This is a genomic window from Streptomyces sp. NPDC093109 (assembly GCF_040701725.1).
GTDB lineage: Bacteria > Actinomycetota > Actinomycetes > Streptomycetales > Streptomycetaceae > Streptomyces.
The window spans coordinates 30,995-49,963 of sequence record NZ_JBFBEZ010000031.1 but is presented as its reverse complement, the minus strand read 5'-3'; the positions used below and the strand labels follow the sequence as shown (position 1 = coordinate 49,963).

The 18,969-nt window shown below is 70.6% G+C and carries 15 protein-coding genes; 9 read left to right on the top strand and 6 right to left on the bottom strand.

Annotated elements, in window-relative coordinates; genetic code table 11:
* Positions 1-52 precede the first annotated feature (52 nt).
* The 8 genes from AB0389_RS26700 (at position 53) to AB0389_RS26665 (ending at position 10,784) form a co-directional block, all read left to right on the top strand.
* A complete protein-coding gene (locus AB0389_RS26700) occupies positions 53-976 on the top strand; it encodes a sugar ABC transporter permease (RefSeq protein WP_366398024.1) in 924 nt (307 codons plus the stop codon).
* Positions 976-1,905 carry a carbohydrate ABC transporter permease gene (locus tag AB0389_RS26695; protein ID WP_366398023.1) on the top strand — a complete coding sequence of 310 codons (930 nt, stop codon included), beginning with the start codon at positions 976-978 and terminating at the stop codon, positions 1,903-1,905. Before AB0389_RS26700 ends, AB0389_RS26695 begins: the two co-directional genes overlap by 1 nt.
* Positions 1,906-2,109: 204 nt before the next feature.
* Complete coding sequence (locus AB0389_RS26690; protein WP_366398022.1) at positions 2,110-3,309, top strand: ROK family transcriptional regulator; 1,200 nt, start codon at positions 2,110-2,112, stop codon at positions 3,307-3,309.
* A 133-nt stretch (positions 3,310-3,442) separates the two neighbouring features.
* Entirely contained in the window at positions 3,443-4,549 is a 1,107-nt protein-coding gene (locus AB0389_RS26685; protein WP_366398055.1) for a sugar ABC transporter substrate-binding protein, read from the top strand.
* A gap of 267 nt (positions 4,550-4,816) precedes the next feature.
* Entirely contained in the window at positions 4,817-5,605 is a 789-nt protein-coding gene (locus AB0389_RS26680; protein WP_366398021.1) for an ATP-binding cassette domain-containing protein, read from the top strand.
* On the top strand, positions 5,602-6,924 hold the full coding sequence (locus tag AB0389_RS26675) for a sugar ABC transporter permease (protein ID WP_366398020.1): 1,323 nt from the start codon (positions 5,602-5,604) through the stop codon (positions 6,922-6,924). Before AB0389_RS26680 ends, AB0389_RS26675 begins: the two co-directional genes overlap by 4 nt.
* Positions 6,925-7,216: 292 nt before the next feature.
* Complete coding sequence (dxs, locus tag AB0389_RS26670; protein ID WP_366398054.1) at positions 7,217-9,124, top strand: 1-deoxy-D-xylulose-5-phosphate synthase; 1,908 nt, start codon at positions 7,217-7,219, stop codon at positions 9,122-9,124.
* Between the two features lie 154 nt (positions 9,125-9,278).
* The gene (locus AB0389_RS26665) at positions 9,279-10,784 is read left to right on the top strand and encodes an amino acid permease (protein WP_366398019.1); all 1,506 of its coding nucleotides are present in this window, start codon (positions 9,279-9,281) and stop codon (positions 10,782-10,784) included.
* On the opposite strand, the gene AB0389_RS26660 is transcribed toward AB0389_RS26665, so the two are convergent.
* Positions 10,781-11,176, bottom strand: coding sequence for an NTP pyrophosphohydrolase (locus AB0389_RS26660; RefSeq protein ID WP_366398053.1), 396 nt, complete (start codon positions 11,174-11,176; stop codon positions 10,781-10,783). The genes AB0389_RS26665 and AB0389_RS26660 overlap by 4 nt on opposite strands.
* An 82-nt stretch (positions 11,177-11,258) precedes the next feature.
* Here AB0389_RS26660 and AB0389_RS26655 point away from each other — a divergent pair, with 82 nt between their 5' ends.
* Positions 11,259-12,314 (top strand): hypothetical protein, encoded by a 1,056-nt coding sequence (locus AB0389_RS26655; RefSeq protein ID WP_366398018.1) that lies wholly within the window; start codon positions 11,259-11,261, stop codon positions 12,312-12,314.
* Between the two features lie 97 nt (positions 12,315-12,411).
* Here the strand turns inward: AB0389_RS26655 and AB0389_RS26650 are convergent, their stop codons facing one another.
* From AB0389_RS26650 to AB0389_RS26630, 5 genes are all read right to left on the bottom strand, one after another.
* Positions 12,412-14,538 (bottom strand): 3-hydroxyacyl-CoA dehydrogenase NAD-binding domain-containing protein, encoded by a 2,127-nt coding sequence (locus AB0389_RS26650; RefSeq protein WP_366398017.1) that lies wholly within the window; start codon positions 14,536-14,538, stop codon positions 12,412-12,414.
* On the bottom strand, positions 14,535-15,755 hold the full coding sequence (locus AB0389_RS26645; RefSeq protein ID WP_366398016.1) for an acetyl-CoA C-acyltransferase: 1,221 nt from the start codon (positions 15,753-15,755) through the stop codon (positions 14,535-14,537). Before AB0389_RS26645 ends, AB0389_RS26650 begins: the two co-directional genes overlap by 4 nt.
* A gap of 153 nt (positions 15,756-15,908) precedes the next feature.
* The gene (locus AB0389_RS26640; RefSeq protein WP_366398015.1) at positions 15,909-17,204 is read right to left on the bottom strand and encodes a ribonuclease D; all 1,296 of its coding nucleotides are present in this window, start codon (positions 17,202-17,204) and stop codon (positions 15,909-15,911) included.
* 76 nt (positions 17,205-17,280) lie between these two features.
* The gene (locus tag AB0389_RS26635) at positions 17,281-17,940 is read right to left on the bottom strand and encodes a response regulator transcription factor (RefSeq protein ID WP_030350743.1); all 660 of its coding nucleotides are present in this window, start codon (positions 17,938-17,940) and stop codon (positions 17,281-17,283) included.
* 290 nt (positions 17,941-18,230) lie between these two features.
* Entirely contained in the window at positions 18,231-18,947 is a 717-nt protein-coding gene (locus tag AB0389_RS26630) for a DUF3000 domain-containing protein (RefSeq protein WP_366398014.1), read from the bottom strand.
* Positions 18,948-18,969 lie beyond the last annotated feature (22 nt).

The following is an 18,969-nucleotide window of genomic DNA, read 5'->3' as shown; positions in this document are numbered from 1 at the left end:
GGCCCCCACAGCAGGACGGCGGTACGCCGCCGGAGATTCGGGGTCGGGAGACATGCAGCACGGCAAGTACGGGTTCATCGTGGGGTTTCTGATCTGCCCACTGGCCATCTACACGCTCTTCGTCGTGTGGCCGTTCCTCCAGTCCATCTACTACTCGTTCACCGACTGGACCGGCCTCAGCCCGGAGTTCTCGGTGGTCGGCCTCGGGAACTACTCCAAGATGCTGCGCGACGACAGCTTCTGGAGCGCGCTCCAGCACAGCGTGACCTTCATGCTCCTGCTGCCCGTGGTGGTTCTCGGGCTCGCGCTGTTCTTCGCCTTCATGCTGAACGTCGGCGGGCGCGGGCGGAAGGGCGCGGCCGTCTCGGGGGTCCGCGGCTCAGCCTTCTACAAGATCGTGTACTTCTTCCCGCAGGTGCTCTCGATCGCGATCGTCGCGCTGGTCTTCCAGTTCGCGTACAACCCGAACAGCGGCGCCCTCAACTCCGCGCTGAGCGCCGTCGGCCTCGACAGCGTGCAGCCCGACTGGCTGGGCGATCCGAGTCTCGCGCTGTGGTGCGTGATGGCCGTCCTCGTCTGGGCCAACGTGGGCTTCTACGTGGTCCTCTTCTCGGCGGGCATGGCCTCCATCCCGAAGGACTTCTACGAGGCGGCGCTGCTCGACGGCGCGAACCGCGTCACGACCTTCTTCCGCATCACCCTGCCGCTGCTCTGGGACACCGTGCAGTCGGGGTGGGTCTACATGGGCATCCTCGCGCTGGGCGCGGAGTCCTTCGCGGTCGTCCAGATCATGACCGTGGGGCCGGGCGGGCCCGCCGACTCCACCAACGTCCTGACGCTGCTCGTCTACCAGAAGGCGTTCGTCGGCGGCCAGGCCGGCTACGCGACCACGATCGGTGTCGCCCTGCTGCTCATCACCCTGGCCTTCGCCGCCGTCGTGATGCGGCTCGGGCGGCGTGAGCGGCTGGAGTACTGATGACGACCACCGACACACCCCAGCCGTCCACCGGTCTCCCGGCCGCTCCGCCCGCGTCGCCGGGGGTGCCGGGCGCGCCCGCGCGGCCGGCCCGGGAGTCCAGGACCGGCGGCGTCCTCAATGTCTTCTCGCACGGCGTCCTGGTGATCTGGGCGTTCCTGGTCGCGATGCCACTGCTCTGGGCCGTCATGACGTCCTTCAAGGACGACAGGTCGATCTTCACCTCGCCCTGGGCGCTGCCGGACAAGCTCCACTTCGAGAACTGGTCGCGCGCCTGGACCGAGGCGCACATGGCCGAGTACTTCCTCAACACCGTGGTGGTGGTGGGCGGCTCGCTGGCCGGGACGCTGCTGTTCGGCTCGATGGCGGCCTATGTGCTGGCCCGTTTCGAGTTCCCGGGCAACCGCTTCCTCTACTACCTGTTCGTCGGCGGGATGAGCTTCCCGGTCATTCTCGCGCTGGTCCCGCTGTTCTTCGTGATGAACAACATGGGCCTCCTGAACACCCTCCACGGCCTGATCCTCGTCTACATCGCCTATTCGCTGCCCTTCACGGTCTTCTTCCTCACCTCGTTCTTCCGGACGCTGCCGACCTCGATAGCGGAAGCCGCGCTCATCGACGGCGCCTCGCACACCCGGATCTTCTTCCAGGTGATGCTCCCGATGGCCCGGCCGGGGCTGATCAGCGTGGGCATCTTCAACTTCCTCGGGCAGTGGAATCAGTACCTGCTGCCGACCGTCCTCAATACGGAACAGGACAACAAAGTGCTCTCCCAGGGCCTGGTGCAGCTCGCCGTCAGCCAGGGGTACAAGGGCGACTGGTCCGGGCTCTTCGCCGGGCTCGTCATGGCGATGCTGCCGGTGCTCGGCGCGTACATCGTCTTCCAGCGCCAAGTGGTGACCGGTCTGACGGCGGGAGCACTCAAGTAGCCGATCTGTCACGTTACGTACCCTCCGCGTACCTGGCTGTGAACAGTGCCCGGCGCCGGCCGCCCACGGTCAAGGTCTTGACGGGACGCGGCCCTGAGGCTGAGCTTAGGGTTCACAAGTTGGAGATACGTCGGGGTCTCATCGTCGCGGCCCCGGCCGGGGACGGCCGTCGTGCCGTCCGCCAAGGGCGGGAGTGGATGAGTCGTGGAGACTCCAGGGTCGCAGTCCTCGCTGCACCGGGCCAACCTCGAACGGGTCGTACGCGCCGTACGTATGGCCGGTTCGCTCACCCAGGCGGAGATCGCCAGGTCCACCGGGCTGTCCGCGGCCACGGTCTCCAATATCGTCCGGGAGCTGAAGGACGGCGGTACGGTCCAGGTCACCCCCACCTCGGCCGGTGGCCGCCGGGCCCGCAGCGTCTCGCTGAGCGGGGACGCGGGCATTGTCGTCGGAGTGGATTTCGGCCATACGCATCTGAGGGTGGCCATCGGCAACCTCGCCCACCAGGTGCTCGCCGAGGAGTCCGAGCCCCTCGACGTGGACGCCTCGTCCGCCCACGGGTTCGGCCGGGCCGAGGAACTGGTCGAGCGGCTGATCGTGACCACCGGGGTCAGCCGTCAGAAGGTGATCGGTGTCGGACTCGGCGTCCCCGGCCCGATCGACGTCGAGTCGGGCACGCTCGGCTCCACCTCGATCCTCCCTGGCTGGTCCGGGATCAACCCCGGCGACGAGCTCGCCGGCCGCCTCGGCGTACCGGTGTACGTGGACAACGACGCCAACCTCGGCGCGCTCGGCGAAATGGTCTGGGGGAGCGGGCGCGGGGTCAAGGACCTCGCCTACATCAAGGTCGGCAGCGGCGTCGGCGCCGGGCTGGTCATAGCGGGCCAGATCTACCGCGGCCCCGGCGGCACGGCAGGCGAGATCGGGCACATCACGCTCGACGAGTCGGGCCCGGTCTGCCGCTGCGGGAACCGGGGCTGCCTGGAGACCTTCGCGGCGACCCGCTACGTACTGCCGCTGCTCCGCTCCAACCACGGCGCGGACCTCACCATGGAGCGGGTCGTCCAGCTCGCCCGCGAGGGCGATCCGGGCTGCCGGCGCGTCATCGCGGACGTGGGCCGCCATGTCGGAAGCGGCGTGGCGAATCTCTGCAACCTGCTCAACCCCAGCCGGGTGGTGCTCGGCGGCGACCTCGCCGAGGCCGGGGAGCTGGTCCTCGCGCCGATCAGGGAGTCCGTCTCCCGGTACGCCATCCCGAGCGCGGCCCGCCAGCTGTCGGTGCTCCCCGGGGCGCTCGGCGGCCGGGCCGAGGTGCTGGGGGCGCTCGCCCTCGTACTGAGCGAGATGGGTGATTCGACCCTGCTGGACAGCGCCCTTCCCGCCGCACTGCCCGCCTTCACTTAGATAACGAATGGCACCGTTGTCATCTCGTTAAGGATTAACTCCTTGACGTCGTCGTTACTGGCGAGTTGACTTCCTGCCACCTCGGCCGCAATGACGCGGCCTCGTCAGGGAGGTTTTTGAAGTGAACGCAATGATGCGTCGCACTGTCGTGGCCGCCGCCGCCACCGCCATGGCTGTCTCTCTCGCCGCCTGTGGCAGCGCCAAGGAGTCCGGGGACAAGGCGGAAACGCCTTCGAAGGCAGCGGACAAGGGCCCCATCACGGTCGGCCTGCTCCTGCCGGAGAACGAGACGGCCCGGTACGAGAAGTTCGACAAGCCCCTGATCGAGAAGAAGGTCAGTGAGCTGACCGGCGGCACCGGCAAGGTCGTCTACAACAACGCCAAGCAGGACGCGACCACACAGGCCCAGCAGGTCGAAACCATGATCACCAACAAGGTGAGCGTGCTGATGATCGACGCGGTCGACTCCAAGGCGATCAAGGGATCGGTCCAGAAGGCCAAGGACGCCGGCATACCGGTCGTCGCCTACGACCGGCTCGCCGAGGGGCCGATCGACGCTTACACCTCCTTCGACAACGAAGAGGTCGGCCGGGTCCAGGGACAGGCGCTCCTCGACCAGCTGGGCGACAAGGCCAAGTCCGGCGACATCGTCATGATGAACGGCGCGGTCACCGACCCGAACGCCGCTCTCTTCAAGAAGGGCGCGCACTCCGTGCTCGACGGCAAGGTGACCGTCGGCAAGGAGTACGACACCAAGGAGTGGAAGCCGGAGAACGCCAACGCCAACATGGAAGGCGCCATCTCCGCCCTCGGCAAGAAGAAGGTCATCGGCGTCTACTCCGCCAACGACGGCATGGCCGGCGGTATCATCACCGCCCTCAAGAGCGCCGGTATCTCCCCCCTCCCGCCGGTCACCGGCCAGGACGCGGAACTCGCCGGGGTGCAGCGCATCGTCGCCGGTGAGCAGTTCATGAGCGTCTACAAGCCGTACCCGCGCGAGGCCGAGATCGGCGCCGCGATGGCCGTCGCGCTCGCCAAGGGCGAGAAGCTCGACTCCATCACCAGCGGTACCACCGTCGACAGCCCGTCCACCAAGGGCATCCCGTCCGTGCTCGTCCCGGTCGTCTCGCTGACCAAGGACAACATCAACGACACGGTCCTCAAGGACGGCATCTACACCACCGCCGAGATCTGCACCACCAAGTACAAGGCCGGCTGCGACGCGATCGGCCTGAAGTAACCCCGACCGGGCCGTTACGGCCGGCGGACCCTCCGCACCGCGCGGACTCCGCCAGGACCACCCGGTGGCCCGTCCCGGTGAAGCCTGTCCGGCACCCCGCCCGTCAACGCCCCGCAGCTGGGGCGGGGTGCCGGATGGAACCCCGCCCCGGCCACGGCCGGGCGGGGCAGCGCTCCGCCGAGCGGCCTCCCCCCTCCCGAATTCCCTTCTGCTCGACCTCCGCGCCACCCTCGGCGCGGCATCCCCGCCGGTCAGGCGGCGAAGGAGATGGTTCACGTGACCGCTACGCCCGTGTTGGCGTTGCGAGGGGTCTCCAAGCGATTCGGTGCCGTCCAGGCGCTCACCGATGTAGAGCTTGAGGTCCATCCCGGTGAGGTGGTCGCCCTGGTGGGCGACAACGGAGCCGGCAAATCCACCCTGGTGAAGACCATCGCCGGTGTGCACCCCATCGATGACGGAGTCATCGAGTGGGAAGGCAGCCCCGTATCGATCGGCCGCCCCCACGACGCCCAGAACCTGGGCATCGCGACCGTCTACCAGGACCTCGCGCTCTGCGACAACCTCGATGTCGTCGGCAACCTCTACCTCGGCCGCGAGCTGCGCGCCTGGGGTGTCCTCAACGAGGTCGAGATGGAGCGCCGTTCGCGCGAACTGCTCACCACCCTGTCGATCCGGATCCCCAGCGTCCGGATCCCGATCGCCTCGCTCTCCGGCGGCCAGCGCCAGACCGTGGCCATCGCCCGGTCCATGCTCGGCGAGCCCAAGCTCGTCATCCTCGACGAGCCGACGGCGGCCCTGGGCGTCGAGCAGACCGCCCAGGTGCTCGACCTGGTCGAGCGGCTGCGGGAGCGCGGTCTCGCCGTCCTCCTCATCAGTCACAACATGGCCGACGTCAAGGCCGTCGCCGACAAGGTGGCGGTGCTCAGGCTCGGCAGCAACAACGGTGTGTTCGAGGTCGCGAACACCACGCAGGAAGAGATCATCGCCGCCATCACCGGGGCCACGGAGAACGCCGTGACCCGCCGCGCGTCGCGCACTGTGGAGGTTCAGAAGTGAGTACGGACAACCCCTCCACGCCGCTCGACAAGGCCGCCGGCACCGCGCCCGCGGCGACGGCCGAGCCCGCGCCCGCCGAGCCCGCCGCGGCCGGCTCCGTCACCGTGGTCGACCCCCGGCTGCTCGTACGCGAACAGGGCCTCGCCGGCTATGTGGCCGAGTTCCGGCGGAAGATACGCGGTGGCGACCTCGGCTCCCTGCCCGTCGTGATCGGCCTGATCGTCATCTGGGCCATCTTCCAGAGCCTCAACTCGAACTTCCTCACCGCGCACAACCTCTCCGACATCTCCGTGGCCATGGTCGGCACCGGCATGATCGCGGTCGGCATCGTCTTCGTGCTGCTGCTCGGCGAGATCGATCTGTCGGTCGGCTCGGTCAGCGGCGTGTCCGGCGCGATCGTCGCCGTACTGAGCGTCACCCACGGCATGAACGAGTGGCTGGCCCTGCTGGTCGCCATCCTCAGCGGCACCGTCATCGGCGCGGTCCACGGCTTCTTCTTCGCCAAGGTCGGCGCGCCCGCCTTCGCCGTCACCCTGGCCGGGCTGCTGTTCTGGTCCGGCTTCATGCTCCGGATCCTCGGCGACAACGGCACCATCAACCTCGACTCCGACGGTGTGGTCGCCCATCTGACCAGCTACTACTTCGCCGATGTCGCGGCTGCCTACGGCCTCGCCGCCGTCGCGGTCGCGGCGTACTTCCTGACGTCGTTCTTCGAGAACCGGCGCCGCGAGGCGGTCGGTGTGCCGTCCACCCCGCTCAACGAGATCGTGCTGCGTACGGCCCTGCTCGCGGTGGTCGCCTTCGCCGTCGCGGTCCTCTACAACCAGTACAAGGGTCTGCCGCTGGCGGTCGTGATCTTCCTCGCGGTCCTCGTCATCACCGACTTCGTGCTGCGCCGCACCTCGTACGGGCGCAAGGTCTTCGCGCTCGGCGGCAGCGTCGAGGCGTCCCGCCGGGCCGGTATCAACGTCACCATGATCCGTATCTCGGTCTTCGCGATCGCCGGTACGTTCGCGGCCGTCGGCGGTCTCTTCATCGCCTCCAAGATCGCCTCCGCCAACCAGAGCGCCGGCGGCGGCGACCTGCTGATGAACGCCATCGCGGCGGCCGTCATCGGCGGTACGAGCCTCTTCGGCGGCCGGGGCCGCACCTGGAGCGCGCTGCTCGGTGTACTGGTGATCGTCTCCATCCAGTACGGGCTCGCCCTCCAGGGCATCGCCTCGGCGGTCCAGTTCATGATCACCGGTGCGGTGCTGCTGGCCACCGTGGTCATCGACGCCGTCACCCGCAAGACCCAGAAGACGGCCGGCCGCGCCTGAGAGCCCGACCGGTGCACGGCCCCGCGTAAAAATCAGTGCCCGGCACCCCCTCACCGGGGTGTCGGGCACGGTCGCGTCCTGGCGTCCGTCAATATGACGTACATACCGCCGATCGGGTGACTCGCAACGTACGGCCCGCCGACCACCCGCGCGGGTGGAACATTAGACTCTGCGGATCGACAGGCTCGACCATTCCATATCTCGACCATTCCATATGCAGCAAGGAGGCACAGTGACGCAGGTGCCGCGCGAAGCGCGTCGGGCAGGGACGGCGACGGGCGACGAGGGCGAGTTGCTCCCCCTGATCAAGGGACCGCGCGATCTGGACCGGCTCGGGCCCGAACAGCTGGAGCAGCTGGCCGGGGAGATCCGGTCCTTTCTTGTGACGGAGGTCTCCAAGACCGGTGGCCACCTCGGCCCCAACCTCGGTGTCGTCGAGCTGACCATCGCCCTGCACCGTGTCTTCGACTCCCCGAAGGACAAGGTCCTCTGGGACACGGGGCATCAGTCGTACGTGCACAAGCTGCTCACCGGCCGTCAGGACTTCTCCCGGCTCAAGAGCAGGGGCGGCCTCTCCGGCTACCCGTCCCGTGCCGAGTCCGAGCACGACATCATCGAGAACTCGCACGCCTCGACGGTGCTCGGCTGGGCCGACGGCCTCGCCAAGGCCAACGAGGTCCGCGCCAAGGACGACCATGTCGTCGCGGTGATCGGGGACGGCGCGCTCACCGGCGGTATGGCCTGGGAGGCGCTCAACAACATCGCCGCCGCCAAGGACCGCCCCCTCGTCATCGTCGTCAACGACAACGAGCGCTCGTACGCGCCGACCATCGGCGGCCTCGCGAACCACCTCGCCACCCTGCGCACCACCGACGGGTACGAACGCTTCCTGGCCCGCGGCAAGGACATCCTGGGACGCACCCCGGTCGTCGGCAAGCCCCTGTACGAGACCCTGCACGGCGCCAAGAAGGGCCTCAAGGACTTCATCGCCCCGCAGGGCATGTTCGAGGACCTCGGCCTGAAGTACGTCGGCCCCATCGACGGCCACGACCTGGAGGCCCTGGAGTCCGCGCTGCTGCGCGCCAAGGGCTTCGGCGGCCCGGTCATCGTCCACTGCATCACGGAGAAGGGCCGCGGCTACCAGCCCGCCCTCCAGGACGACGCCGACCGCTTCCACGCCGTCGGCAAGATCCACCCCGACACCGGACTGCCGATCGCCTCCTCCGGCGTCGACTGGACCTCCGTCTTCGGCGAGGAGATGGTCAAGCTCGGCAACGAGCGCGCCGACATCGTCGCCATCACCGCGGCCATGCTCCAGCCCGTCGGCCTCGACAAGTTCGCCAAGGCATTCCCCGACCGGGTGTACGACGTCGGGATCGCCGAGCAGCACGGCGCGGTCTCCGCCGCCGGTCTCGCCACCGGCGGAGTGCACCCCGTCTTCGCCGTCTACGCGACCTTCCTCAACCGCGCCTTCGACCAGGTCCTGATGGATGTCGCCCTGCACCGCTGCGGAGTGACCTTCGTCCTCGACCGGGCCGGCATCACCGGCACCGACGGCGCCTCCCACAACGGCATGTGGGACATGTCGATCCTCCAGTGCGTCCCCGGACTGCGGATCGCCGCCCCCCGAGACGCCGACCAGGTCCGCGCCCAGCTGCGCGAGGCCGTCGCCGTCGAGGACGCCCCGACCGTGGTCCGCTTCTCCAAGGGCGCGGTCGGCCCGGCCGTGCCCGCCGTCGCCCGCATCGGCGGCATGGACGTGCTGCGCAGGACCGACGAGGGCACGGCGGACGTCCTGCTGGTCTCCGTCGGCGCGCTCGCCCCGATGTGCCTCGACATCGCCGACCTGCTGGCCAAGCAGGGCATCACGACGACCGTCGTCGACCCCCGCTGGGTCAAACCCGTCGACGAGGCACTCGCCCCGCTCGCCGAGCAGCACCGCGTTGTTGTCACCGTCGAGGACAACAGCCGCGCCGGCGGGGTCGGTTCCGCCGTCGCCCAGGCGCTGCGCGACGCCGGCGTCGACGTCCCCCTGCGCGACTTCGGCATCCCGCCGCGCTTCCTCGACCACGCCTCGCGCAGCGAGGTCCTGGCCGAGATCGGGCTGACAGCGCCGGACATCGCACGCCAGGTCACCGGCCTGGTCGCGAAGCTGGACGGCCGGCTGGCGCACTCGCCCACCGAGGCCGCCAGGGACTGAGGCAAGAGCCCGCCGGAACCGCCGAAGGGCCGTTCGGTCCGCCCTGTACGGGTGGTCCGAACGGCCCATCCGTGTGAAATACGGCGTCACCGCCGACGCGGGGCCGCACGCCTCCCGATCATGGCCGGATGAACGCGCACACGGAGGTACGCCGTTGAGTACCCAGCAGTCCCCGGGACCGGCCGGAAACGGCATCTTCCGCACCAAGAACATCGAGCAGTCGATCCGCGACACCGAGGATCCCGAGCACGCGCTCAGAAAGTCCCTCTCCGCCCTCGATCTGACGGTCTTCGGCGTCGGCGTGATTATCGGCACCGGCATTTTTGTCCTGACCGGCGTCGTCGCACGGCAGACCGCGGGACCGGCCACCGCCCTCGCCTTCGTCGTCGCCGGCGTCGTCTGCGCGCTGGCCGCCCTCTGCTACGCCGAGTTCGCCTCGACCGTGCCGGTCGCCGGATCCGCGTACACCTTCTCGTACGCCTCGCTCGGCGAACTGCCCGCCTGGATCATCGGCTGGGACCTCGTCCTGGAACTGGCCCTCGGCTGCGCGGTGGTGGCGGTCGGCTGGTCCGGCTACGTCCGCTCGCTCATGGGCAACGCGGGACTGAGTATGCCCGACGGGCTCTCCGGCACCCACGACGGGCACTTCGGCTTCGACCTGCTCGCCTTCCTCCTCGTCCTCGCCCTGACCGCGATCCTCGTCGTCGGGATGAAGCTCTCCTCCCGGATCACCTCGGTCATCGTGGGCATCAAGGTCACCGTCGTCCTGCTGGTCATCATCGTCGGCGCGTTCTTCATCAAGAGCGCCAACTACCACCCGTTCATCCCGCCGTCCGAGCCGCGCACCGGCGAGAGCGGACTGAGCGCCCCGATCATCCAGCTCATGGCCGGATTCACCCCCAGCGACTTCGGCGTCATGGGCATCTTCACCGCCGCCGCCGTGGTCTTCTTCGCCTTCATCGGCTTCGACATCGTCGCGACCGCCGCCGAGGAGACCGTCCACCCGCAGCGCGACGTGCCGCGCGGCATCCTCGGCTCCCTCATCATCTGCACCGTGCTCTACGTCGCCGTCTCGCTCGTCGTCACCGGGATGCAGCACTACACCGACCTGTCCGTCGACGCCCCGCTCGCCGACGCGTTCAAGGCGGTCGGCCACCCCTTCTGGGCCGGACTGATCAGCTTCGGCGCGGCCGTCGGACTCACCTCGGTCTGCATGATCCTGCTGCTCGGCCAGACCCGGGTCTTCTTCGCGATGAGCCGCGACGGGCTGCTGCCGCGGACCTTCTCCCGGGTCCACCCGAGGTTCGGCACGCCCTACCGCTCGACCCTCCTCCTCGGGCTGGTCGTGGCGGTCGTCGCGGGCTTCACCTCCATCGAGGAACTCGCCGAACTCGTCAACATCGGCACGCTGTTCGCCTTCGTCGTGGTCGCCCTCGGCGTCATCATCCTCCGCCGGACCCGCCCCGACCTGCCGCGCTCGTTCCGCACCCCGCTCGTGCCGTACGTACCGATCGCGTCCGTCCTCGCGTCCCTGTGGCTGATGCTCAACCTGCCCGCCGAGACCTGGCTGCGCTTCGGCATCTGGATGGTCATCGGCTTCGTCGTCTACTTCGTCTACGGCCGCGCCCACAGCCGCCTCGGCCGCCTCGGCAAGAGCTAAGGGGCGGCGGACCGGCGTACGGTCCGGGGGCCGACACACTCCGCGCCGTACGCCGCCACCCGCCCCCGCAGCTCCCGGTCGGCCGTGACGACCACACAGGGCACCCCGCCGGCCGCCGCCCGCGCCGCCAGCTCCGTGATCAGGTCGTCGCCGCTGCCGGTCGCCGCTTCCACCCGTACCCCCGCCACCGGCTCCACACCCCGGGCCGCGCCCTCCACCACGAGCACCACCTCGACCGGGCCCTGATACCCCGGCAACCCCGCCTCGGCGTACGGTACGAGGCCGTCCCGCAGCCGCTCGGTGGCCCCGCGCCGGTCCCGCCACCAGCCGTCCGGGACGGACCCCACCACATTCGCCGCGTCGACGATCACTTGCCTCAGCACACCGGGCAGCCTGCCACAGCGAACCGCGCCGGAGCCCCCGCGTACTATCGTGGCTGGGTTTCCGGCGGCTCAGGAAGGCGGCCAGCAGGCCATGACAGCGCTCCCCGCGACCACCGGCTGGCTCCTGCGCGGCAAGGACGGCAGGCTCACGGCGTACGCGCCGACGGCCGCCGGCGTGCTGCGCTGGACCGAGCGACAGGTGGGCGGCCCGGACTGGACGGGCCCCGAACTCCTCGCGGCCGAGGGGCTGCTGCCCCATCTCGCCATCGCCCGCAGCGAGGCGGGCTTCGTACATCTGCTCGCCGTACGGAAGCGGCCCCGGGCCGAGGGGCCCGACGACACGGATCTCGTGCACGCCATCCAGTTCCAGACGGGCCGGCCGCTGCGGGACTGGTTCTCGCTCGGCAACCCGCACGGCAAGGACCTGGAGAAGGGCGCCGCGATCGGTCTGCCGTCCATCATCGTGGACGACACCGACTCCGTGCAGCTCTTCGTGCGGAACGCGAACGGCGGACTCTCCGTCAAACGGCAGACCCCCACCGGCCGTTGGAAGGCCTGGGGCGGCGCCAACCCCAAGGGGAAGCCGCTGACCGGCGAGACCGCCGCCGCCCTCACCGACCACGGTCTGGTCGATCTGCTCGTCCCCGCGGGCGACTCCCTCGTGCGCTGGTTCCGCGGCAAGTCCGACTCAGGGCTGGTGCGTTCCGACGACGAGCCGGCGGCCCGCGCCGAGTCCGGCACCCTCGTCGCCGAGCGCACCGGACCCGGCCGGCTCACCCACTTCTGGCGCGACGCCGACGACGGCGCGGTCCGCGCCTGGCGGCCGGGGAAGGAGCCCCTTCCGCTCGGCGGCCGGGGCACCGGCCCGCTGGCCGCGCTCCGTACCGCCATCGACGGCCACGACTGCGTGATCCTGGCCCAGTGCGGCACCGACGGCCGCCCCAGCATCGCCGCCTACCCGACGGAGGACGAGGCCGCCGGTCTCAACTGGACCCGCATCGGCGACCGGTGCGTCGGCGCGCCCGCCCTCGCCCTCGACGGCACCGGCCGGGTGGTCCTGGCGGCGATGGGCGAGGACGGCGCCCTGCGGGTGGCCCGCCAGAAGGCGGAGCCGGGCCTCGCGCTGGAGGCATGGACCCGTATCTGAGAACGGGCCGTACGGGAATCGGGCCGCACGGGAACGGGCCGCACGGGCGATCCCCGTACGGCCCGCTCCCGGCCGGTCAGTACACCTGAGCCCGCGCCTACGCCGGCACGCTGGCCACACCCGGCGCCAGGAACGGCTTCCCGTTCACCCGCTCCGAGACACCCGCCCGGTCCAGGTACGGGGTGACGCCGCCCAGGTGGAAGGGCCAGCCGGCCCCCGTGAGCAGGCAGAGGTCGATGTCCTGCGCCTCCGCGACCACACCCTCGGCCAGCATCAGCCCGATCTCCTGCGCCACCGCGTCCAGCACCCGGTCCCGGGTCTGCTCCTCGGTCAGCACGGTGTCGCCCTGCTTCAGCAGCGCGGCGACCTCCGGGTCCAGCTCCGGCTTCCCGGATCCGTACACGTAGAACCCGCGCTTGCCGGCCTTCACGACCGCCGCCAGATTCTCCGAGACGGTGAACCGCTCGGGGAACGCGCCGTGCAGCGTCTGAGACACATGCAGCCCGATCGCGGGCCCGACCAGCTCCAGCAGCACCAGCGGCGACATCGGCAGCCCGAGGGGCTCCACCGCGCGCTCCGCCACCTCGACCGGGGTGCCCTCGTCGATGACGTTCTGGATCTCGCCCATGAAGCGGGTCAGGATGCGGTTGACGACGAACGCCGGGGCGTCCTTCACCAGCACCGCCGACTTCTTCAGCTTCTTCGCCACCCCGAACGCCGTCGCCAGCGACGCGTCGTCCGTCCGCTCCCCGCGCACGATCTCCAGCAGGGGCAGGATCGCGACCGGGTTGAAGAAGTGGAAGCCGACGACCCGCTCGGGGTTCTTCAGCTTCGACGCCATCTCGGAGACCGACAGTGACGAGGTGTTCGTGGCGAGGATCGCGTGCGCCGGAGCGACCGCCTCCACCTCGGCGAACACCTGCTGCTTGACGCCCATCTCCTCGAAGACGGCCTCGATCACGAAGTCCGCGTCCGCGAAGCCCTCGGCCTTGTCCAGCACGCCCGTCACGAGCGCCTTGAGGCGATTGGCCTTGTCCTGGTTGATACGGGACTTCAGCAGCAGCTTATCGATCTCGGCGTGGACATAGCCCACCCCCTTGTCGATCCGGTCCTGGTCGATGTCCGTCAGCACGACGGGCACCTCCAGCCTGCGCACGAACAGCAGCGCCAGCTGCGAGGCCATCAGCCCCGCGCCGACGACGCCCACCTTGGAGACGGGCCGGGCCAGCGCCTTGTCCGGAGCCCCGGCCGGCCGCTTGGCACGCCGCTGCACCAGATTGAACGCGTAGATACCGGACCGCAGTTCGCCGCCCATGATCAGATCGGCCAGCGCCGTGTCCTCGGCGTCGAACCCGGCCTGGAGATCGCCGTCCTTGGCCGCCGCGATGATCTCCAGCGCGCGGTACGCGGCCGGTGCGGCGCCGTGCACCTTGGAGTCGGCGAAGGCACGGCCCCTGGCGACGGCCTGGTCCCAGGCCTCACCCCGGTCGACCTCGGGCCGTTCGACGCTCACCTCGCCCTTCAGCACGCCCGCCGTCCACACCAGCGAGCGCTCCAGGAAGTCCGCGCCCTCGAACAGGGCGTCGGCGATGCCCAGTTCACGCACCTGGGCGCCCTTGAGCTGACGGTTCTGGTTGAGCGAGTTCTCGATGACGACCGAGACCGCCCTGTCCGCGCCGATCAGGTTCGGCAGCAGCGTGCAGCCGCCCCAGCCCGGCACCAGCCCGAGGAAGACCTCGGGCAGCGAGAACGCCGCCGCGGCCGACGACACCGTACGGTACGAGCAGTGCAGCCCGATCTCGACACCGCCGCCCATCGCTGCGCCGTTGTAGTACGCGAACGTCGGCACGGCCAGCGCGGCCAGCCGCTTGAACACCTCGTGGCCGCCCCTGCCGATGGCCAGCGCGTCCTCGTGGCGCTTCAGCAGCTCCACACCCTTGAGGTCGGCGCCGACCGCGAAGATGAACGGCTTGCCCGTCACCCCAGCGCCGACGATCGAACCCTCCGCCGCCTCCGCCTCGACCTGGTCGATCGCCGCGTCCAGGTTCGCCAGGGACTGCGGGCCGAACGTCGTCGGCTTGGTGTGGTCGAGACCGTTGTCCAGCGTGATCAGCGCGAACCGCCCGGCACCGCCCGGCAGTTCGAGATGGCGCACCTGCGCCTGTGTGACGACCTCGCCGGGGAACAGCTCGGCCGCGCCCCTCAGGAGTTCCGCTGTGCTCACTTGTCTCCTCCGTCGAAGTGCGGGTTTTCCCAGACGACCGTCGCGCCCATGCCGAAGCCCACACACATCGTGGTCAGGCCGTAGCGCACCTGCGGCTGCTCCTCGAACTGCCGCGCCAGCTGCGTCATCAGCCGTACGCCGGAGGAGGCCAGCGGGTGGCCGAACGCGATGGCGCCGCCGTACTGGTTGACGCGCGCGTCGTCGTCGGCGATCCCGTAGTGGTCCAGGAAGGCCAGCACCTGTACGGCGAAAGCCTCGTTGACCTCGAACAGCCCGATGTCCCCGATCGAGAGCCCCGCCTTGGCGAGCGCCTTCTCGGTCGCGGGGATCGGCCCATACCCCATCACCTCGGGCTCCACACCAGCGAAGGCGTACGACACGAGCCGCATCCGCACCGGCAGGCCCTGCTCGCGCGCGAAGTCCTCGGCGGCGATCAGCGAGGCGGTCGCGCCGTCGTTGAGCCCCGCCGCGTTGCCCGCGGTGACCCGGCCGTGCGGCCGGAACGGCGTCTTGAGCCCGGCCAGCATCTCCCGCGTCGTACCGGGGCGCATCGGCTCGTCGGCGGTGACGAGCCCCCAGCCGGTCTCGCCCACATCGGCGTTGGTGCGCCGTACCGAGATCGGCACCAGATCCTGCTGGATCTTCCCGTTCGCGTACGCCTTCGCCGCCTTCTCCTGCGAGTGCACCGCGTACTCGTCCGCGCGGGCCTTCGTCAGATGCGGGAACCGGTCGTGCAGATTCTCCGCCGTCATGCCCATGAACAGCGCGGCCTCGTCGACCAGCTTCTCCGACACGAACCGCGGGTTCGGGTCGACGCCCTCACCCATCGGGTGCCGGCCCATGTGCTCGACGCCCCCGGCCACCACCACGTCGTACGCGCCGAAGGCGATCGAGCCCGCGGTCGTGGTGACGGCGGTCAGCGCGCCGGCGCACATGCGGTCGATCGAGTACCCGGGCACGGACTGCGGCAGCCCCGCGAGAATTCCCGCGGTCCGCCCGAGCGTCAGCCCCTGGTCACCGATCTGCGTGGTCGCCGCGATGGCGACCTCGTCGATACGGCCGGGATCGAGGTCCGGGTTGCGGCGCAGCAGCTCCCGGATCGCCTTGACGACGAGGTCGTCGGCCCGCGTCTCGTGATAGACGCCCTTCGGGCCCGCCTTGCCGAACGGGGTGCGGACGCCGTCGACAAAGACGACATCCCTGACGGTACGAGGCACGATGGCTCTCCTCCAGGGTGCGGGGTGGCACGCTTCCGCTCCCCATGCTACTTGCGAGTAACCAACCTGCCCACCCCCGGTGGTGAGCGATCGCTCTCACCCGGCCCTGTGGGGCGCCGATCGGCGCCCCACGCGTCACCGTCAGGGATCGGCTCAGCCCGCGGGCGACACCGCGCGGGCCAGCAGCGGCGCCACCTGCTCCACCTGCCAGGCCCGTGCCCCGTACCCCGTGAGCGCCTCGGCCACCGCCTCCACCGAACGCTCGCGCGGCGGCTCCCAGCACACCCGCCGGACCGTGTCCGGTGTGATCAGGTTCTCCTGCGGCATGTTCAGCTGCTCCGCCAGCGCCGAGACGGCCGTCCGCGCCGCCGACAGCCGGGCCGCCGCCTCCGGGTCCTTGTCGGCCCAGGAGCGCGGCGGCGGCGGACCCGCGACGGTCTGGCCGGGCTGGGGCAGCGCGCTGTCGGGCAGCTCCTTCGCCCGGTCGACCGCCGCCTGCCACTGTTCGAGCTGGCGTCTTCCCATCCGCCCGAACCCGGGCAGCCCGATGAGCCCCTGGGCGTCGCCGGGCATGGCGAGGGACGCCTCGATGATCGCGGTGTCGCTGAGCACCTTGCCGGGGGAGACGTCGCGCCGCTGCGCGACCCGGTCGCGGGTCGTCCACAGTTCGCGTACGGCGGCCATCTGGCGGCGGCGGCGCACCTTGTGCATCCCGGAGGTACGGCGCCAGGGGTCCTTGCGCGGGGGCGCCGGCGGGGCGGCGGCGATGGCGTCGAACTCCTGGTGGGCCCAGTCGAGCTTGCCCTGCCGGTCGAGCTCCTTCTCCAGCGCGTCCCGCAGGTCGATCAGCAGCTCGACATCGAGCGCCGCGTAACGGAGCCAGGGCTCGGGGAGCGGGCGGGTCGACCAGTCGACGGCGGAGTGCCCCTTCTCCAGGGCGTACCCGAGGACGTTCTCGACCATGGCGCCGAGGCCGACGCGGGGGAAGCCCGCGAGCCGGCCGGCCAGCTCGGTGTCGAACAGCCGGGTCGGCGTCATGCCTATTTCGCGCAGGCACGGAAGGTCCTGGGTGGCGGCGTGCAGGATCCACTCGGTGTCGGCGAGCACCTCGCCGAGCCCGGAGAGATCGGGGCAGCCGACCGGGTCGATCAGCGCGCTGCCGGCGCCCTCGCGGCGCAGCTGGACGAGGTAGGCGCGCTGGCCGTACCGGTAGCCGGACGCGCGCTCGGCGTCGACGGCGACGGGTCCGGTGCCGGCGGCGAAGGCCGCGATCACCTCGGCGAGCGCCTCGTCGGTGGCCACCACGGGCGGGATGCCCTCGCGGGGCTCCAGCAAGGGGATCGGCGCCGATTCGACGTCGGCCGGGGGCTGCGACATCAGCGGCTGGTGCCGCGGGCCCCCGGTAGCTCGCAGTGCTGGCTCTGCTGCGGTGTCTTGGGCGTCGGTCACCGGTCAAGGGTATCCGTGAACGGACGGCGCCCGTCGACGGAACGTTCCGTCGACGGGCGGTGGGGGCGAGAAGTGGTCAGTGGATGATTCCGGTCCGGAGGGCCACGGCGACCATTCCGGCCCGGTCGCCCGTGCCGAGCTTGCGCGCGATCCGGGCGAGATGGCTCTTCACGGTGAGGGCGGACAGGCCCATCGAGACGCCGATGGCCTTGTTGGACTGGCCCTCGGCGACGAGCCGGAGCACCTCGACCTCGCGGCCGGACAGCTCGCGGTAGCCGCCGGGGTGGCTCGGGGCGCCGGGCGGGCGGCGGTGCATCCGCTGTCCGGCGCCGATGGGGGCGGCGCCGGGACGGCCCGGGTGGCCGATGTTGGTACGGGTTCCGGTGACGACGTAGCCCTTGACGCCGCCCGCGAGGGCGTTGCGCACCGCGCCGATGTCATCGGCGGCGGAGAGGGCGAGGCCGTTGGGCCAGCCCGCCGCACGGGTCTCGGACAGCAGGGTCAGCCCGGAACCGTCGGGCAGATGGACGTCGGCAACGCAGATGTCGCGCGGGTTGCCGACGCGGGGGCGGGCCTCCGCGATGGACGACGCCTCGATGACGTCACGTACTCCGAGGGCCCACAGGTGGCGGGTGACGGTGGAGCGGACGCGGGGGTCGGCCACGACGACCATGGCCGTCGGCTTGTTCGGGCGGTAGGCGACCAGGCTTGCGGGCTGCTCAAGGAGAACGGACACCAGGCCTCCTGGGGAAGGTGCGGGTCGGAGCCGGCCGGGGATGGGGCTGAAGCCGGGGCGAACCGTGCGGGAAGGGTCAATGACCTCTTCGGCAGCAATCCCGCTCGCCTTTAGAGAATGATCACGAATTAGTGAGTAACAATTCGGGCAATTCGGATGCGTGATCGATCATCCTACGAGTGGTCCCACCCGGAAGCGCCCCCGCGTACGCCCCGGCGGCCGGGCCGGCGGGACAGAGGCGGGGGCGCTTCCGGGCGGGACGTCACGGGTCGGGCGTCACGAGGGCGGCGTCACGGGGTCTGCGGCCCGCGCCGCTGCGGCAGCGACACCACGCCCGCGCCCGTCCCGGTCTCGCCGGGCCCCGGCACCGCCCCCGGGGAGACCGGCGGCACCCCCGCGACCTGGCAGAGCAGATCGCACCAGGCCGCCAGATGCGCCGCCGTGTCCGGCACCCCGCCGCGCCCCTCGCGCGGGGTCCACGACGCCCGGATCTCGATCCGCGTCGCCGGCCGGCGCTCCGCGAGACCGCCGAAGTAGTGCGACCCGGCCCGCGTGACGGTGCCGCTCGCCTCCCCGTACGACAGCCCGCGCGCCTCCAGCGCGCCCGTCAGCCAGGACCAGCACACCTCCGGCAGCAGCGGATCGGCGGCCATCTCCGGCTCCAGCTCCGCCCGTACGAGCGTCACCAGCCGGAAGGCGCCCTGCCAGGCGTCGTGGCCCGACGGGTCGTGCAGCAGGATGAGCCGGCCGTCCGCGAGATCGTCCTCGCCGTCCACGACGGCCGCCTCCAGCGCGTACGCGTACGGCGCGAGCCGCTTCGGCGGTGGCGTCGGGTCGAGCTCGATCCCCGGCCGTGGCCTGGCCGCCCGCAGTGCGTCGACCGCCGCACGGAACGCGGCCGGAACGGCCGGTGCGGCCGGTGCGGAATCGCCCTCCATGCCGCCCTCGCCGCCTGTTCCCTCGGTGCCGTTGGAATGATCGGAAAACTGTCCCTGAGCCGCAGCCATGCGGGGAAGAGTAGGCGGAACC

Bases quoted from the DNA above. Each gene is read 5' to 3' on its own strand.
- AB0389_RS26630 (WP_366398014.1), bottom strand. From the start codon at position 18,947: ATGGCTGCGGCTCAGGGACAGTTTTCCGATCATTCCAACGGCACCGAG.
- AB0389_RS26695 (WP_366398023.1), top strand. From the start codon at position 976: ATGACGACCACCGACACACCCCAGCCGTCCACCGGTCTCCCGGCCGCT.
- AB0389_RS26655 (WP_366398018.1), top strand. From the start codon at position 11,259: ATGACAGCGCTCCCCGCGACCACCGGCTGGCTCCTGCGCGGCAAGGAC.
- AB0389_RS26700 (WP_366398024.1), top strand. From the start codon at position 53: ATGCAGCACGGCAAGTACGGGTTCATCGTGGGGTTTCTGATCTGCCCA.
- AB0389_RS26680 (WP_366398021.1), top strand. From the start codon at position 4,817: ATGGTTCACGTGACCGCTACGCCCGTGTTGGCGTTGCGAGGGGTCTCC.
- AB0389_RS26685 (WP_366398055.1), top strand. From the start codon at position 3,443: ATGCGTCGCACTGTCGTGGCCGCCGCCGCCACCGCCATGGCTGTCTCT.